Source organism: Flavobacterium sp., from assembly GCF_044368625.1.
Taxonomy (GTDB): domain Bacteria; phylum Bacteroidota; class Bacteroidia; order Flavobacteriales; family Flavobacteriaceae; genus Flavobacterium.
This window is the reverse complement of the sequence record NZ_JBIPPD010000055.1, coordinates 1-16,665: the sequence shown is the minus strand read 5'-3', so window position 1 is coordinate 16,665 and position 16,665 is coordinate 1. Positions and strand designations below refer to the sequence as shown.

Genomic DNA, 16,665 nt, shown 5'->3' with positions numbered 1-16,665 from the left:
ATTCGACTCCAAAACTAAAAATATTCATACCCAATAATTTATCTATCAAACAAATATACAAAAATATGAGCAATTACGGATATACATAAAAGAAAAATATAAAATGCATTGAAGTTTAATAATGTGGGAAGAAGTGTAAAATAAACCCAAAGAAAAATAGACACATAAGGACTAAAACTATATGCCGAAATAAAAAGAAAAGTATATTTGTATAATTTTCATCACATACATTATGAATTTAGAAAAACAGATGCTAGAAAAATTTCAAGTTGAAGAACTTGAGAAAAGGTATGAGTTTGCTTGGGTTGATAAAGTGGTTGTGACTGCAACGGTGCCAATTGAAAACATTCCTGTTACAGTTAAAGTTGAAATACCAATCAACACACCTCCTCCTTCACCTCCTCCAGTACCTCCAGTACCACCGCCACCATTTATGTAAGCAGATCACTTTATAGAGATATCTTTGATATCTCTATTTTTCATTTTATAAATTAAACTTAATTTTTTTACTGTGCAAAAAACATACTTTATTTTATTGATTTTACTGACTACTGTGTTTTGTAATTATAGTTTTAGTCAAGATATTGAACTAATTGTTATTGACCAAAATAGTAATTTGCCAATTGAAGATGTTAGTGTTAATTATGTTAACTCAAACGATGGAACAGTGTCTAATTCTGATGGAAAATTCTCTGTGACTAGATTAGAAAAAATATTAAAAATATCACATATCAGCTATGAAACCTTGTTTGTTGATGTGAAAAAATTAAGCAAAGGCGACACTTTAAGATTGAACCCAAATGTAGTAAAACTAGAAGAGGTTACTGTAAATAGTTTTAATCTAGTTAAAGCTATAAATTATGTACTTGAAAACTATAAAAAATTGTACGTAAACGTCCCCTTTGAAAAAGATTGCATATTGAAAGAGACCGTAACAGTTAATAACGAAATGAAAAGATTTATTTTATCAAATATTAGTTGGTGGGATAAGAGCTATTTTCGAAAAAAAAATGATATAAAATTAAGATTAAAATATATAGATTATAGTAAAAATATTCCTTTAGGAATATTTTCAGATGTACCTACTTTAAATACCTCATCAAATAGTGGTTTTGCAGTACCATCTACTATAATTAATACGATTTATTTAAATACCTTTCTTAACTCATTTATTAGCTCTACTGACGATATTACAAGTTACGTTGAAAAAACTACTGACGAATTTATTGATGTTCATTTTGAAACAGAATGGAAAAAATCAGGTGCCTCGTCCTATCAACATATAGGTAATTTTATATTTGATAAAAAAACAAAAGCTATTTTAAATATTTCGTTTAGCACTAATCAAAGAGGAAATATCCAAAAGGGAATAATTAGTAAAAATAATAAAGAATCAATTAGCGAAACTAAGAGTAATAACATGAGGTTGCATTTTTCAAAAACACTTAATAATAGGCTTTCTCTAAAATTATATGAAACAGAAGCGAAGTTAGATATTACTTATGATGATAAAATCTATAACGCAATTTTTGGTAATAAAATATATGTTTTAAACGAAAAAGCTGTAAAGAAGGTAAATAATGTCGGATTAATAAATTTAACTAAACCAATATTTGAAAGTTTACCCTCAAACACTGTTAGAAGCTCCAATTCTATCCTATTAAATGAAATGGAAAATGAATTCATTTTTGAAGATAAAAAATGACACTTCAAACTTACATTAGTAATTTACCAATCATTGAACAGTATAAAGAGCAAATTTTAGATGAAAATTTTATCTATAAAAACCCTTCTTATTATCAAAATTATCCGTCATTATTTTCGAATGTTTTTTCAGTTACCGACAAGCAAATTAATTTATTGGACATTGCAGGTTTTCTATATTATAAAGCAACAATATTTTCAGATGGTTTAATTGATAATAAAGACACTTCAAAATTTTTATTGATATCAATTTGCCAAGAAGAAAGTATTAAGATTTTAACATCATTTTTTGGACTAGAAGGTAATTTTTGGAATTTTTGGAACGAAAGAAAAAACGAATATTTTTACGCTGTAAGTTTAGAAAAAACACTGTTGGAAAAAGCAGATGTTTCAATTAATGAATATGAAACTTTAGCAGATTGTAAGTCATCATTTGGTAAAATTGCAATTGATTGTCTCTATAATTTAGATAATCAAAATAATAAAGATTATAAACTTTTACTCCTTTCCCATAAATACTTCTCTGTTGCTTTTCAACTTAATGATGATATACAAGATTTCAAAAATGATATAATTAATGGACAATTTAATTTTGCAGTTTACTTACTCAAAAAGCAGAATATTGAAATAAATGATCCAGCAGTTTTAGAAAAGTATTTTTATATAAGAGGTGTTTCAAAACAACTTTACAATTTAGGAATTCAATATTGTATTAAATCCTTGGATATTGTACGTTCGATTGATGTACCTAAGTGGAAAAGTGTACTTAATGACACAATAAAAAGCTTCAATTCAGCAATAATTGAAGTCGATAATTATATTGAAATATTAACATCGGAAATCTTACAACCTGTAAACAATTTGTTGGATAACAATGTAGGCAATAGCATAAAAAACGCATGTAATTATATAAAAAGTCAGCAACAACCTAATGGCTGTTGGCGAGAGTATGTAAATCAAGGAGGAATAAGTGATATATGGGCAACTTCATTTATTCTATCGAAAATTTCAGAAAGTGATATATTAAAAATGATTTTTCAAAGTGAAATATCTAAATCAATTGATTTTTTAGTCAATATTAAAAATCAAAGATTGTGGGGATATAATACAACATGGATAGAGGATGCCGACTCTACAAATTTTGCATTTCTGTCATTTTTCTTTAATAAAGTTGAAATTAGTCCAGCGCTTTATAAAAATTGGATCAAATTTCAGCAATACGATTATGGATTTTCCACATACTCTAATTCACAAACCTTATTAAAATCTCTCGACGATAGAAACATTTCAAATGTTGATGGCTGGACAAAGTCCCAAAATTGCGTTAGTGCGGTATCATTTTATTTTTTAGCTAATTACAATCCTAATCAAAAAGATTTTTTAAAAGTAAAAAAGTATTTTGACATAAATTTTGATACAAAAATCAAATCTTATTGGTGGTCTAGTGATATTTATGTTTACTATTATCTTGCGAAATCTTATTTTCTCCTCAATGACTTTGAAAAACTTTCTTTTTTTGTTGAGCAAGTAAATTTGATGCAAAATGTTAATGGTAGTTTTTCAGATAAGTACGGAGAGAATTTGTTTTATACTGGTTTAGCATTAGAAATACTTTTATATGACTCAAATTCAAAATTAGCAGCTGAAAATGCTCTAAGATTTTTACTTAAATCACAGTTGAGTGACGGTTCGTGGCCAAATTCAAATGCGTTGCAAATTCCTGCATCTTCGGATTTAGTACCTTCACAACTATTTTTTCCTGTTTCAACTTTTGGCATGAACGTTAGAGCTAAAGAATTTAATCGTCTTTTTACAACGGCAAGCATTATCCAATCTATTTCATTGTATGAAAAAATTTATAATACCACAGATATCACCCGATATCACAATACATCAACTCAATAAAAGAGACTTTTTTATTCACCAAACTATATTTGATTACAGAATAAAAATATCATCAGAATTATCAAATTTCATAAGTTTGATTGATAACAAAAAAAGTTTGGAGGAAATTATAGAAGAGTATAATAAAGTCTATCATGTAAAACTACCTTATGATTTTGCCTTTCAGTTCTTATTTACAAAATTGGCTTCATATGGTATAATTTTAAATGGTACAGCAGGCGTCTTTCCAAATCAAAAACCTAACTACTTAAAGTTAAGTTTCATCGTTTTTAGTGAACAAAGGGTTTCAATATTATCGCAAAAATTACATTTTTTGTTTGCCAAAAAAAACATAGTTATCGTTATAATCTTATCGTTTATCATAGGCTTTTATAGTTTATCAAATTATAACATATACCACACTGCTATTTCGACATCGAACTGGATTTCTTTTTTTATTTTAAGCTTTTTAAGCGTAACAATGCACGAATTTGGTCATGCTTCAGCAGCACACCATTATGGTGCTAAACATGGTGGTATAGGAGGAGGATTCTATTTATTAATGCCAGTATATTTCGCTGATGTTACCGATATTTGGAAATTATCAAAAGCACAAAGAATTGTAGTAAATTTTGCAGGAATCTATTTTGAATTAATTTTCGTTATCCTAATAATTTTAACTGGTCTATTTTTAAATATGACTGAAATGTTAGTTTTTGGATATCTAATATTACTATCAAGCCTTCGAAATTTAAATCCCTTCATTAGAAGTGACGGATATTGGATTTTGTCAGACACTATTGAAAAGCCAAACTTAATGTATCACTCATTAAACAAATTGATTTCTTTCTATTGTTTTATGGTTTAATAAGTTACGGATTTTTTATATATTTTGTTTACTACGTGTTAATTGAGAATCCAGACTCTATCCTTTATTTTCCTCGCAACTTACAGATTTTTATTGAAAACTTATTGTTAAAGAACAGTAAATTTTCCTTAGCTGATATTGGGAAATTATTCATTCCAACATTGTTTTTTTATTTGTTATTTATTTACTTAAAAAGTTTCGTTAGCAAAATCACTATAAAGTTCTGGAAGAAAATTAAAAGTAGATTTTTATAAGAAATTAAGACCTATATTTGATAATTAAACTACAATTAAATTTAAGTTAATAATCAAAATTTCTGCAAAATAGCTTTATTTTTGTAGCCTGTAAGCGGTAAGTAATAATTGTTCTTTTGTCTCGAAAAACTAATTTTCGATGAAGATTTGTTTAATAGATTATACGATTAATGGTCGAACAATTGCAACTTCCGAAAGACAAATACATGCAAACATTTCAGTCGCGTTTGGCGGGAGACAAGTGGCTTCGACCTTATACCGATACAGAAATTGACGCAATGCCAAAACGAGGAATAAAGAAAATTGCGGTGGTAACGCCTGCTTTTGTAACGGATTGTTTAGAAACTTTGGAAGAAATCGCCATGAGAGCCAAAGAAGATTTTGAAGAAAACGGAGGCGAAGAATTTTTAGCTATTCCGTGTTTGAATGATGATGATGCTTGGGTTCAAACCGTAGCCAACTGGATTTCTGACTTCCAAAAAAAATAATTAATGGCGGTAACCTCCGAAGAATTAGGCAATAAAGACATCAAATCCTTATTGATAAAACAAGCCGTTCCAGCCTCAATTGGAATTTTGTTTATGTCGGTCAACATTCTTGTGGATACTATTTTTGTGGGCCAATGGATTGGTTCATTGGCGATTGCTGCCGTGACAGTCGTTTTACCGATGACGTTTTTTATTTCCTCTTTGGGAATGGCGGTTGGAATTGGCGGAAGTTCGGTTTTGTCTCGCGCTTTGGGTTCGGGGGACAAAGAAAAAGCCGAAAAAACGTTTGGAAACCAAATCATGATGACAACTGTTTTGGCAGTTCTTTTTGTTTTATTAGGCATTTTATTCAGTGAAGAAATGTTGTTGCTCTTTGGCGCTCAAGGAAATATCGTGCCGCTTGCCCAAGAATTCTTTTTTCCCATCATTATTTCGGTTCCTTTTTTGGCACTTTCCATGATGGGAAATACCGTAATTCGTGCCGAAGGCAAGGCCAAATATGCCATGTTTGCCATGATTATTCCGGCTTTTGTCAATATTTTACTGGATATTTTGTTTATTAAATTTTGGAATATGGGGATGTTTGGAGCCGCTTTGGCCACAGCTATTTCCTATTTTATGTGTTTCCTTTTTATCCTTTGGTTTTTTATTTACAAAAGCGAGTTGCGATTGAAATGGCATCATCTGAAATTTGATGTTCCGTTAGTTAAAGAAATTTCGTCGTTGAGTTTTGTAACCTTTTCTAGGCAAGGTGTGGTCAGTTTGTTAGCGATTATTTTAAATCATACCTTATACACTTATGGTGGCGAGCACTCGGTGGTTATTTACGGAATTATCAGTCGGATGTTGATGTTTGCTTTGTTTCCCGTTTTGGGAATTACGCAAGGTTTTTTGCCGATTGCGGGATTTAATTATGGGGCAAATAACCATAAACGCGTTAAGGAAACCATTTTTATCTCCATTAAATATGCGGCAATTTTGGCAACTTTAATTTTTGTTGGAATTCTGGTTTTTACTAAAGAAATTGTAAGTGTTTTTACAACTGATGAAGCCGTTTTAGCCGAAACTCCCAATGCCTTACGTTGGGTTTTTGCTGCATCACCCATTATTGCCATTCAATTGATAGGTTCGGCCTATTTTCAAGCGGCCGGTAAAGCACGAAAAGCGCTGTTTCTTACGCTAACCAAACAAGGATTTTTCTTAATTCCGTTGGTTTTAATTTTGCCTCATTTTTTTGGTATTTTTGGAGCGTGGATTGCATTTCCAATTTCCGATGTGTTGTCCACACTAATCACGTATTATTTTTTGAACAAGGAAATAAAAACCGTACTAACTTCGCACTAAAATGGAATATTACAATTACATCAAATCCCTGCATTTAATTTTTGTAATCACTTGGTTTGCAGGATTATTTTATATTGTAAGGTTGTTTGTGTACCAAATTGAAGCAGCTCAAAAAACTTCTCCCGAAAAAGAGATTTTGCAAAAGCAGTATAAAATAATGACCTATCGGTTGTGGTACATCATCACTTGGCCGTCGGCGGTTTTGGCAAGTATTTTTGCAATCTCACTTTTGTACATAAGTCCGTCTTTCCTAGACATGCCTTGGATGCATGTCAAACTTGGCTTTGTTTTTGCACTTTATTTGTACCATTGGAAATGCCAAATCATATTCAACGAATTGCAAAAAGATGAGGTAAAATACACCAATAATTGGATGCGGTTGTGGAACGAAGGAGCAACCATTATTTTATTTGCGGTTGTTTTCTTGGTTATCCTAAAAAATGCTGTAAATTGGATTTATGGGGTAATTGGAATTTTCTTGTTTTCAATACTTATCATGTTGGGTTTTAAATTTTACAAAAAAATTCGGGAGCGGAACAAGTCGTAAATTATGCTAAAAAGAGTCAAAATAAAAACCATATCGTTGCGGATTAGGATTTTCCTTTCGATGATACTGTTGACTTTAATTGCCTCGATTTTGATAGCCTCTATTTCTATATATCAGTTTAAACGCGAAGCCAAAGATTACCATCAAGAACGTTTAGAACGAAAGGAAAATGCAATCAAAGAGCACATCAATTTTGTGCTTTCTACAACAACTTATCCACTGACACAGAAAAACTTACCTTTGATTTTTAAAGATAAAATCCACGAACTTTCAGATATTCATAGTTTACAAATTAACATTTACAGCCTACAAGGTAAATTAGTTAAATCCTCAAAAGCCTCTTTTTCAATTGACACTGTCGCGCCTCCTATTCCCAAATACATTTTAGGGTTAATCCAATCTTCTGTCGATAAAAGATATGTTGATGTCAAAACCATCGACGACAAAAAGTACCGTGCTTCGTTTAGTCAAATCAAAGATTTAAAGTTTAAACCTTTAGGAATCTTGAATCTTCCGTACATTCAAGACGATGGGTTTTACGAACGGGAATTGCGTAATTTCCTGATACGGTTGAGTCAGGTGTATAGTTTTATGTTGATTATTGCATTTGCATTGGCCTATTTTCTTTCGAGTTATATTACAAAATCGTTAAAATCGATTTCGTTAAAAATTACTTCGACGAATTTAAATCAAAAGAATGAAAAAATAGAAACCGACGACAGTAGCCGCGAAGTCAATTTATTGATAGAAGCCTACAATGGAATGGTAGACAAGTTGGAGGAAAGTGCACTACTTCTAGCACAAAGCGAGCGGGAACAAGCGTGGCGCGAAATGGCGAAACAAGTTGCACATGAAATTAAAAACCCGCTAACACCAATGCGGTTGACCGTGCAAAGTTTTGAACGAAAATTTGATGCAAATGACCCTGATATTAAGCAAAAAATTAAAGATTATTCAGAAACGCTGATTCAACAGATTGACACGATGACTTCTGTAGCCTCGGCATTTTCTAATTTTGCATCGATGCCAGCCCAACAAAATGAGACATTGAATGTGGTTTCTGTAATTGAATTGGCGCTAGAGATTTTCAATGAAGAGTACATTTCATTTGAATCTAACGACCCCGAGATTATTACAATTATGGATCGCACGCAACTCATTCGGATTATCACGAATTTAGTCAAAAATGCCATTCAAGCCATTCCAGATTTTCAAGCAGAAAAGCGCGTGAAAATCAACGTCAAAAAGCAAGACGACTCCCTTTTAATACAAGTCTCCGACAACGGAACGGGTATCGATGCATCAAATATTCCCCGAATCTTTGAGCCTAAATTCACCACTAAAACGAGCGGAATGGGATTGGGTCTTGGAATTATCAAAAATATTATAGAAAATTATAAAGGAACTATTACTTTTGAAAGCGAAATAGGCAAGGGGACAACCTTTACAGTAACATTGCCGTTAATTAAAAATCAATAAAAAGCAAGCATTATGAATTACGAAAATATCTTAGTAAGTACCGAAAATAAAATAGCTACTATTACTATCAACCGTCCAACAAAATTGAATGCATTGAACAAAGCCACGATTTTGGAATTGCATAAAGCGTTTAAAGATGCCGAAGAAGATGCGAATATCAATGTTATTTTATTGACGGGTTCCGGCGAAAAAGCATTCGTAGCTGGTGCTGATATTTCAGAATTTGCCCATTTTTCTGTAGAAGAAGGAGCTCAATTAGCAGCACAAGGTCAGGAATTGCTTTTTGATTTTGTCGAAAATTTAAAAACCCCCGTTATTGCCGCAATTAATGGTTTTGCTTTAGGTGGCGGATTAGAGTTGGCCATGGCTTGTCACTTCAGAGTGGCTTCAGAAAACGCCAAAATGGGTTTGCCAGAAGTTTCTCTTGGTGTTATTCCAGGTTACGGCGGAACGCAACGCTTGCCCCAACTGATTGGCAAAGGAAAAGCAATGGAACTCATCATGACAGCCTCAATGCTTAATGCTCAAGAAGCTTTGGATTGGAAATTGGTCAATTATGTGGTTCCATCCGCAGATCTGATTTTGTTTTGTACAGATATAGCTAATAAAATTCTCAAAAATTCGCCGGTTGCCATTTCAAAAGCAATCAAATCCATCAATGCAAATTTTAAAGACGGTGTAAATGGCTACGAAACCGAAATTAAAAACTTTGGAAAATCCTTTGGTACCGAAGATTTTAAGGAAGGAACAACCGCATTTTTAGAAAAACGCAAGGCTATATTTACTGGAAATTGATAATAAGTCCTCTTTCTTCAGAGGACTTTTAATGGTGGGAAGAAAAGAAGAACTGCCACTTTTTTCCGCTGAGTTTTAAAGAAATGGTCAACCATTCTAATTTTGTTGCAGAAACCAGATTGTTGCCACATCGAATCGTTTTTGGTTATTATCCTGAAGTAGTCAACAATCCAGGAAAGGAAGAACGCGTCTTGAGTGATTTGGTAGATGGCTTTTTGTACAAAGAAATTTTAAACCTAGAAGGAATCAAAGAATCGGCAACTTTGCAAAAACTGGTTCAAATGTTGGCTTTCAGGATTGGTTCGGAAATTAATGTTACCTCACTTGGAAACGATTTGGGTGTTAACCGACTGATGGTCGAAAAATACATTGATATTTTAGAAAAAAACTTTATCATTTTTAGTCTCACCGCTTTTGGCAAAAACCAAGGCAATGAACTCAAAAAAGGACAAAAAGTATATTTCTGGGACAATGGTTTGCGAAACCGAATCGTCAAAAAATTCAAACCTATAGCGCTTCGCGACGACATTGGTGCTTTGTGGGAAAATTTTGTCATCAGCGAAAGAAAAAAGAAACTCGCATACTACCAGACTTATAAAGACACTTATTTTTGGAGAAATGCACAGCAGGCTGAAATTCATTTTCTAGAAATTAAAAATGACGAAATCGATGCTTTTGAAATTAAATACAATCCGAATCAGAAAGCGAAATTCACAAGGTCATTTACTGAAAAGTACCAACCCAAATCAACTCAGGTCATTCACAAAGAAAATTTGTGGGAATATCTACTATAAGACGAAACTCTAATTTTCGCAACAAATATATATTTCTTATTTTTACCCTCAATTTTAAACCAAAATGGAAAAAATTCTGTCGTATCCAATTTCCTTTGTCAGCATGATGCTGTTTTTACTTGCATTGGTTGTTTTTCACCCCATACAATGGATTTGTTTCAATGTTTTTGGTTACCAAGCTCATAAAAAAAGTGTTGATTACCTCAATTTTATCTTGCTAAGAATTGGTCATTTATTAGGGACAACCTACAAAGTTGAAAATCGGGAACTAATTCCGAAAGGTGTTCCCATAATTTTTGTAGCCAATCACCAAAGTTTGTATGACATTGTAGGAATCATCTGGTTCATGCGAAAATTTCATCCCAAATTTGTGAGTAAAAAGGAGTTAGGAAAAGGCATTCCAAGCATTTCTTATAATTTAAGTCATGGAGGGTCGGTGCTTATTGATAGAAAAGATCCTAAACAAGCCATTCCTACAATTAAAAAATTAGGAGAATACATTGAAGAGCACAAACGATCGGCTGTAATTTTTCCAGAGGGAACAAGAAGTAAGACCGGAAAGCCAAAAGAGTTTGCACAAACGGGACTGAAAATTTTATGTAAAGCAGCACCTTCTGCATTTGTAGTTCCAATAACCATTAACAACTCTTGGAAATTTGTTAAATTTGGGTTTTTTCCATTTGGTTTAGGAAATCGACTTACCTTTACTGTACACGAATCATTACCGGTTCAAAGTTTTTCTTTCGAAGAATTGATGCAAAAAGTGGAACAAGAAATTGTAAATGCTGTTCGAATATAACAGATTATAGTTTTAAAAAAAATATATATTACCAATTTTAATAAATAAACAAAAATGTCAATACACAATGTGAGATTAGAAGTAATGCAATTTTTGGAGAAAAAAGTCAACGGTTTCGTTGATGATTTTCTTATACCCGTTGAAAAAATTTGGCAGCCCTCGGATTTGTTGCCCAATTCAGAGGGTGAAAATTTCTTTGAGGAAGTAAAAGAATTGCGCGAAATAGCTAAGGATTTGCCATACGATTTTTGGGTAACTTTAGTAGGAGACACCATTACAGAAGAAGCCCTTCCTACCTACGAATCGTGGTTGATGGACGTGGAAGGCGTAGATCAAATGGAACCAAATGCTTGGTCGAAATGGGTGCGGCAGTGGACGGCAGAAGAAAATCGACACGGGGATTTGCTTAATAAATATTTGTATTTATCCGGACGTGTTAATATGCGAGAAATCGAGATGACTACACAACATTTAATTGCTGATGGCTTTGACATCGGTACGGGTCGCGATCCATACAAAAACTTTGTGTACACGAGTTTTCAAGAATTGGCTACTTATGTTTCGCACAATCGCGTTTCACAAATTGCCAAAAAATATGGTGATGCTAAATTGGCTAAAATTTGCAAATTGATTGCAGGAGACGAAATGCGGCACCACATGGCATATAGCGAATTTGTAACCCAGATTTTCAAAGTAGATCCAAGCGAGATGATGCTTGCTTTTCAATACATGATGAAGCAAAAAATCGTGATGCCCGCTCAGTTTTTGAGAGAATCAGGCGAAAAAATCAGTTCGGCATTTGAAAATTTCTCCGATTCTGCTCAACGAATTGGCGTGTACACCGCTGCAGATTATGTAGATATTATGCAAAAACTAATTGACAAGTGGGAAATTGACAAAGTGGTAAACCTAACCGATGAAGCCGAGAAAGCACGTGATTTCTTGATGAAATTGCCCGCTCGAATGACACGCGTTTCAGAACGATTGGTTATTCCGGAACAATCTTATATTTTTAAATGGGTAGAACCTGCTAGAATATAAATGAACTTGATAGAAAATCATACTAAAGAAATCTCAAACCTTTGTAAAACTCATAAGGTTAGGTCTTTATATGCTTTCGGATCTGTCTTAACCAATCAATTTAACAGTGAAAGCGATATTGATTTAATTGTTGATTTTGAGCCTTTTGATGTTTTAGAATACAGCGATAATTATTATGACCTAAAGTTTGCATTACAAAATATTTTGGAACGAAATGTCGATTTATTGGAACACAAGGCTATAAAAAATCCTTATTTTTTAAAGACCATCAATCAAAGTAAAAAACTGATTTATGGATAATGATATAAAAACTTGGCTTTACGATATTTCAAATTCGATAGAGGAAATCGAAAGTTATTTTGAAGGTTCGGTTAAAATTTTTGAAGCTTATCAAAATGATTTAAAAACAAAAAGGGCTGCGGAACGCAATATTGAAATTATTGGAGAAGCGATGAACCGAATTTTAAAGCAAGATTCGTTGATAATAATATCAAATTCTCGAAAAATAGTAGATGTTAGAAATAGAATTATTCACGGCTACGATACCGTTTCTGATGATATCATTTGGGGAATTATCGTTAAAAATTTACCCATTCTAAAACAAGAAGTGCAACAATTATTGGAAGATTAAATTATCAAAATAAATTTATTTCAACATGCTGAAAAATAAAGATTCACTTTAATTTTCAGCTTTTTTTATGCTAAAAAAATATTATGGAACATTCAAAGTTAATAGAAACAACCATCAATTTTGTAAAAGAAAAACTCCGCAACGCCGAGGGAGGTCACGACTGGTTTCACATCGAGAGAGTGTATAAAAACACCTTATTGATTGCAAAAGAAGAAAGTTGCAACTTACTTGTATGTGAATTGGGAGCTTTGCTGCACGATATTGCCGATAGCAAATTTCATTATGGCGATGAAACCATTGGACCAAAAACGGCAAGGGATTTTCTAGAAAAAGAAAATGTGCCGGAGGAGATAATTGACCACGTCATTGCAATTATTGAAAACATTTCCTTCAAAGGAGGCAATTTCGAAAAGAAATTCCATTCCATTGAGCTGGATATTGTGCAAGATGCAGACCGTTTGGATGCCATTGGTGCCATTGGAATTGCTCGTTGTTTTAATTATGGTGGATTTAAAAACCGAACTTTATACAACCCAGAAATTCAACCTAATTTGAATATGACTAAGGACGAATATAAAAACGCCGACAGTCCCACAATCAATCATTTTTATGAAAAATTATTGTTGCTGAAAGACAAAATGAATACTACCGCCGGAAAGAAAATTGCAGCACAACGCCATCTTTATATGGAATGTTTTTTAGAGCAGTTTTACAGCGAGTGGGAGGGGAAGGAATAATAATGATTATATAGGAAATATATTTATTATGGGATTTCCGGTAAGATAGCTCGCAAAAATAGTAATCATAATTATATCAATGGCAACATTATTTTTGAAATAATTCGAAATTAATATCTGTAATGTAGCTAGGATAACAAAGACAAATAAAATATAAATTATTGAGTTAATATCTATTGAAAAAATGTGCGGCACTAATATTAGCACATAAAAAAGCATAAGAATTAATAATTTTGAAAAAAAAATGGAAGAAGAGTTAAATGGAGATTGTTTCTCTTTATATTGCAAATCATAGAAAAATAATTTGCATAGAAATTGACTGTTAATTTCTATGCTAAACAGAATAATAAATGATAATAGCATATAGTGGGTTTCAATAGATATAAAAAACATTAAAAGCCACAAAGTAGCAATAATCAATAATTTAAAGCGATTGAATGAAAAAGAAAATAAGTATACATCTTTTAAAAACAAGTTTTTGAAAGTTATGTTTTTAGAGATAGGAATGTTTTTGTATTCGTATTTATCTTTATTGAAAAAATCATCCGAGATTATCGGTGTTTTTAAAGTAAATGAAAGTTGTCTTGAAATATTTATTTTTGACAATAAAAATATAGTTCCTGAAGCAATTAAAATCCACATTATTTTTTTGTAGAAAAAAAGTGGAAATAAAAAGTTTTCTATCGATACACTTTCTATTTTATCCGACTTTGGCAAGTAGCCTATTGCAAAATGTGCCGATGTATTTGTTTTATGTGCTAAGTAATTGTGAAGTTCATTAATTCCGATAATGTCAAAGGCTTGTTTGTCATTAAAAAGTACAATAAAGAAAACGGTTAGAAACAGAGGATATTTAAGGAGCTTTTTGGAAACAAAATATTCAATAGAAAATGAGAATACTGAAAGAACAAATAGATATGGAAGTGAAAAATATATTAAAGGAAATACATAGTAAATGAAGTTAATTTCATGGAAATTTTTAACTATTAAAGAAATATTGAGTACTATTAAAAATATGAGGGACACAAAGTAAAGTGCTAAGATCTTATATAACAGTTTAAATGTTTTTTTTAAAGGAGATGTATCTTCTAATAAGCAGCTGTTTTGCAAAATTTCTTTTTCACGCTCGCCCAAAATCATGAACAATAATAAAAACGATATAATTACATTCGAAAAAACAGCACCTAAATTTCCTATCCAAAACTTATTAGGCAATGCCGAAATATTATTAATATAGAAAGTTACATAAGTTGCATCTTGATCAGGAATTAAAAAAAAACCTATAACTAACAATAATAATATGCAGTTAATAAAAGCTCTTTTTTTAACAAGATATTTAGTGTACAAAAAAGAGAGTTTAAGACAATTTATCATAAACTGGCGTATTTAGTGTAATACACGAAAGCATCTTCGAAAGTAGGCGAGGTAGTTTCTACCCTTTTAGATGTAAAATATCTGATTTTAAGCAAATTATTTTCTAATTGAAATTTTATTAACTGATATTTCTCCTGTAATTGTGGGTAATCAATAGCCTCAATTACTTCTTCTTTAATATCCTGACTGATATTGAAAAGGCAATTCTGTAATTCTCCGCAAAAAGTTATTTTGCCGTTTCTCATAAATATAACATTCTTAGCAATATTTTCAATTTCGTCAATTAAATGTGTTGATAGTATTATAATACATGTTTTAGAAAGTTTTTTTAATAAAAAATAAAATCTTTCTCTCTCATAATGGTCTAAATTATTAATTGGCTCGTCTAAAATAAGTATTTTTGGAGAACTAATTAACGCTAAAGCGATACCGATTCTTTGCTTTACACCGCCAGAAAGGTTTAATATTTTAGTAGATTTAAATGATTTTAAATCAAATTGTTCAATTGTATTTACGATGTTTAATTTTAATTCTTTTGCATTACATCCTTTTAATAACCCAAAATAATATAAATTTTGTTCAACGGTAAAATCTTGTATCAAACCAATGTTCTGAGACATAAAGCTCAAATCAACTTGTAGTTTTTGCGGTTGTTGTAATATTGATACATTTTTGTATAAAATATTTCCTGATGTTGGCTGACAATAAGTTGATAATATTTTCATAAGTGTTGTTTTTCCAGCTCCATTTAATCCCAATAAGGCATATATCCCATTGTTAAAAGATAAATTTATATCATCTAAAATAATCTTGTCTTCTGCTTTATAGCATATATTCTCAATCTTTAAAATCATTTTCTGTTTTTTGTTAATTTTATTTAAGTCATAATTAATTTTTCTTGAATTTTTCTTTCAAGATTAATCATTCCTTTGGGGTAAAAAGCTATCAAGTTAAAAAGAATCATTGCTAGGGCAAAAGTATGTAAACCTATTATCAAACTAATAGCAATATGCATTAGTATAATTAACGTAAGTGTTGCCTTGGTGGTTTTTTTATTGTAGATTAAAAATGGATACAGAAGCTCCAAGAAAAGTATACCTAATGAAAAAATTTGGTAAATGTATTTCGGGATATAGTCTATAATTGAATTAAATAAGTCTTCATTTATGTAGTGATTTAATGATAACCAAATCGCATCACCTGTATACCAGTCATAACCTAAAGATTTTCCAAATCCCCCAAAAAAGTAAATGACACAAAGTTGAATTTGCATTGTTCGAACTGTAAATGAAAAGATTCTATTGTAGACTTCTTCGGATAGGTATTGTTTCAAACAAAAGAAAATGTTAACATAGAGCAAGAAATTTATCATAAAATCTGCACCATAACTTAATAAATATGTTGAATTAAGAAATATAGTATGCAATACAAGTGCTAAAACTGAAAAAAATAATTGCCAATAGTTAAATAAAATCATTATAAGACTAGCCATATAAATAATCATAACGCTAATAAATGAATATTGATAATTTATACCCAATTTTTCAATAATGTCTGTCAAATAATTTAATGTGATTTTTTCTGAAGAGATAAATACTTTGTTAGTATCTGCATTTACGAATCCATACTTAGAATAAATACCATAAATATCTGGTAAAATTGAAATAGTATTTATAACTGTAAAAATTATTATGATACTACTAAATAACTTTGCACTTTTACTAAACTCATGATGATTTAATACGAAGTTCGTAAAATGATTTCTCAATTTATTTTGATTTTATAAGCCAGTATTTTCTTTATGCTATCTCGCTCTTGACCATATTCAAATTCGTGCAGAGTTTTTACTTTTTTTATGCAAATTGTCATTTTGCAATTATTTAATAGTAATTGATTTTTGTTTTGGATATTTTGAAAAAGAGACTG

17 protein-coding genes and 1 pseudogene are annotated in these 16,665 nt (G+C 31.3%); 15 read left to right on the top strand and 3 right to left on the bottom strand.

All coding sequences use genetic code 11. From position 1 onward, the window contains the following. Window positions 1–232 precede the first annotated feature (232 nt). The 15 genes and pseudogenes from ACIQ2X_RS06270 to ACIQ2X_RS06200 all read left to right on the top strand — a co-directional run bounded on the left by ACIQ2X_RS06270 (window position 233) and on the right by ACIQ2X_RS06200 (window position 13,365). Window positions 233–439, top strand: a complete 207-nt coding sequence (locus tag ACIQ2X_RS06270) for a hypothetical protein (RefSeq protein ID WP_396178074.1) — start codon at window positions 233–235, stop codon at window positions 437–439. 72 nt (window positions 440–511) lie between these two features. Continuing rightward, entirely contained in the window at window positions 512–1,705 is a 1,194-nt protein-coding gene (locus ACIQ2X_RS06265) for a carboxypeptidase-like regulatory domain-containing protein (RefSeq protein WP_396178073.1), read from the top strand. After that, window positions 1,702–3,609 carry a prenyltransferase/squalene oxidase repeat-containing protein gene (locus tag ACIQ2X_RS06260; protein ID WP_396178072.1) on the top strand — a complete coding sequence of 636 codons (1,908 nt, stop codon included), beginning with the start codon at window positions 1,702–1,704 and terminating at the stop codon, window positions 3,607–3,609. The genes ACIQ2X_RS06265 and ACIQ2X_RS06260 overlap by 4 nt, the downstream gene beginning before the upstream one ends. Further along, on the top strand, window positions 3,551–4,456 hold the full coding sequence (locus tag ACIQ2X_RS06255; RefSeq protein WP_396178071.1) for a peptidase, M50 family protein: 906 nt from the start codon (window positions 3,551–3,553) through the stop codon (window positions 4,454–4,456). The genes ACIQ2X_RS06260 and ACIQ2X_RS06255 overlap by 59 nt, the downstream gene beginning before the upstream one ends. Before the next feature lie 424 nt (window positions 4,457–4,880). Beyond that, window positions 4,881–5,198, top strand: a pseudogene (locus tag ACIQ2X_RS06250) (ferrochelatase); the annotation flags it as partial. Between the two features lie 3 nt (window positions 5,199–5,201). Beyond that, on the top strand, window positions 5,202–6,542 hold the full coding sequence (locus tag ACIQ2X_RS06245) for an MATE family efflux transporter (RefSeq protein ID WP_396178070.1): 1,341 nt from the start codon (window positions 5,202–5,204) through the stop codon (window positions 6,540–6,542). 1 nt (window position 6,543) lies between these two features. Beyond that, window positions 6,544–7,089, top strand: coding sequence for a CopD family protein (locus ACIQ2X_RS06240; RefSeq protein ID WP_396178069.1), 546 nt, complete (start codon window positions 6,544–6,546; stop codon window positions 7,087–7,089). Window positions 7,090–7,149: 60 nt separating this feature from the next. Next, window positions 7,150–8,568 (top strand): sensor histidine kinase, encoded by a 1,419-nt coding sequence (locus tag ACIQ2X_RS06235; RefSeq protein WP_396178075.1) that lies wholly within the window; start codon window positions 7,150–7,152, stop codon window positions 8,566–8,568. A gap of 12 nt (window positions 8,569–8,580) precedes the next feature. After that, complete coding sequence (locus tag ACIQ2X_RS06230) at window positions 8,581–9,363, top strand: enoyl-CoA hydratase/isomerase family protein (RefSeq protein ID WP_396178068.1); 783 nt, start codon at window positions 8,581–8,583, stop codon at window positions 9,361–9,363. Between the two features lie 83 nt (window positions 9,364–9,446). Further along, a complete protein-coding gene (locus tag ACIQ2X_RS06225; RefSeq protein ID WP_396178067.1) occupies window positions 9,447–10,157 on the top strand; it encodes an ATP-binding protein in 711 nt (236 codons plus the stop codon). A 64-nt stretch (window positions 10,158–10,221) separates the two neighbouring features. After that, window positions 10,222–10,956 carry a lysophospholipid acyltransferase family protein gene (locus ACIQ2X_RS06220; protein WP_396178066.1) on the top strand — a complete coding sequence of 245 codons (735 nt, stop codon included), beginning with the start codon at window positions 10,222–10,224 and terminating at the stop codon, window positions 10,954–10,956. Between the two features lie 54 nt (window positions 10,957–11,010). Next, window positions 11,011–11,997, top strand: a complete 987-nt coding sequence (locus ACIQ2X_RS06215) for an acyl-ACP desaturase (protein WP_396178065.1) — start codon at window positions 11,011–11,013, stop codon at window positions 11,995–11,997. Further along, complete coding sequence (locus ACIQ2X_RS06210) at window positions 11,998–12,297, top strand: nucleotidyltransferase family protein (protein ID WP_396178064.1); 300 nt, start codon at window positions 11,998–12,000, stop codon at window positions 12,295–12,297. Further along, a complete protein-coding gene (locus ACIQ2X_RS06205) occupies window positions 12,290–12,628 on the top strand; it encodes a DUF86 domain-containing protein (RefSeq protein ID WP_396178063.1) in 339 nt (112 codons plus the stop codon). The genes ACIQ2X_RS06210 and ACIQ2X_RS06205 overlap by 8 nt, the downstream gene beginning before the upstream one ends. An 83-nt stretch (window positions 12,629–12,711) precedes the next feature. Next, window positions 12,712–13,365, top strand: a complete 654-nt coding sequence (locus ACIQ2X_RS06200) for an HD domain-containing protein (RefSeq protein WP_396178062.1) — start codon at window positions 12,712–12,714, stop codon at window positions 13,363–13,365. A 6-nt stretch (window positions 13,366–13,371) separates the two neighbouring features. Here the strand turns inward: ACIQ2X_RS06200 and ACIQ2X_RS06195 are convergent, their stop codons facing one another. From ACIQ2X_RS06195 to ACIQ2X_RS06185, 3 genes are read right to left on the bottom strand one after another with little or no spacing between them, the layout of a single operon-like run. Continuing rightward, window positions 13,372–14,712 (bottom strand): hypothetical protein, encoded by a 1,341-nt coding sequence (locus tag ACIQ2X_RS06195; RefSeq protein ID WP_396178061.1) that lies wholly within the window; start codon window positions 14,710–14,712, stop codon window positions 13,372–13,374. A 23-nt stretch (window positions 14,713–14,735) separates the two neighbouring features. After that, window positions 14,736–15,593, bottom strand: coding sequence for an ATP-binding cassette domain-containing protein (locus ACIQ2X_RS06190; RefSeq protein ID WP_396178060.1), 858 nt, complete (start codon window positions 15,591–15,593; stop codon window positions 14,736–14,738). A gap of 23 nt (window positions 15,594–15,616) precedes the next feature. Further along, on the bottom strand, window positions 15,617–16,507 hold the full coding sequence (locus ACIQ2X_RS06185) for a hypothetical protein (protein ID WP_396178059.1): 891 nt from the start codon (window positions 16,505–16,507) through the stop codon (window positions 15,617–15,619). Window positions 16,508–16,665: the final 158 nt, after the last annotated feature.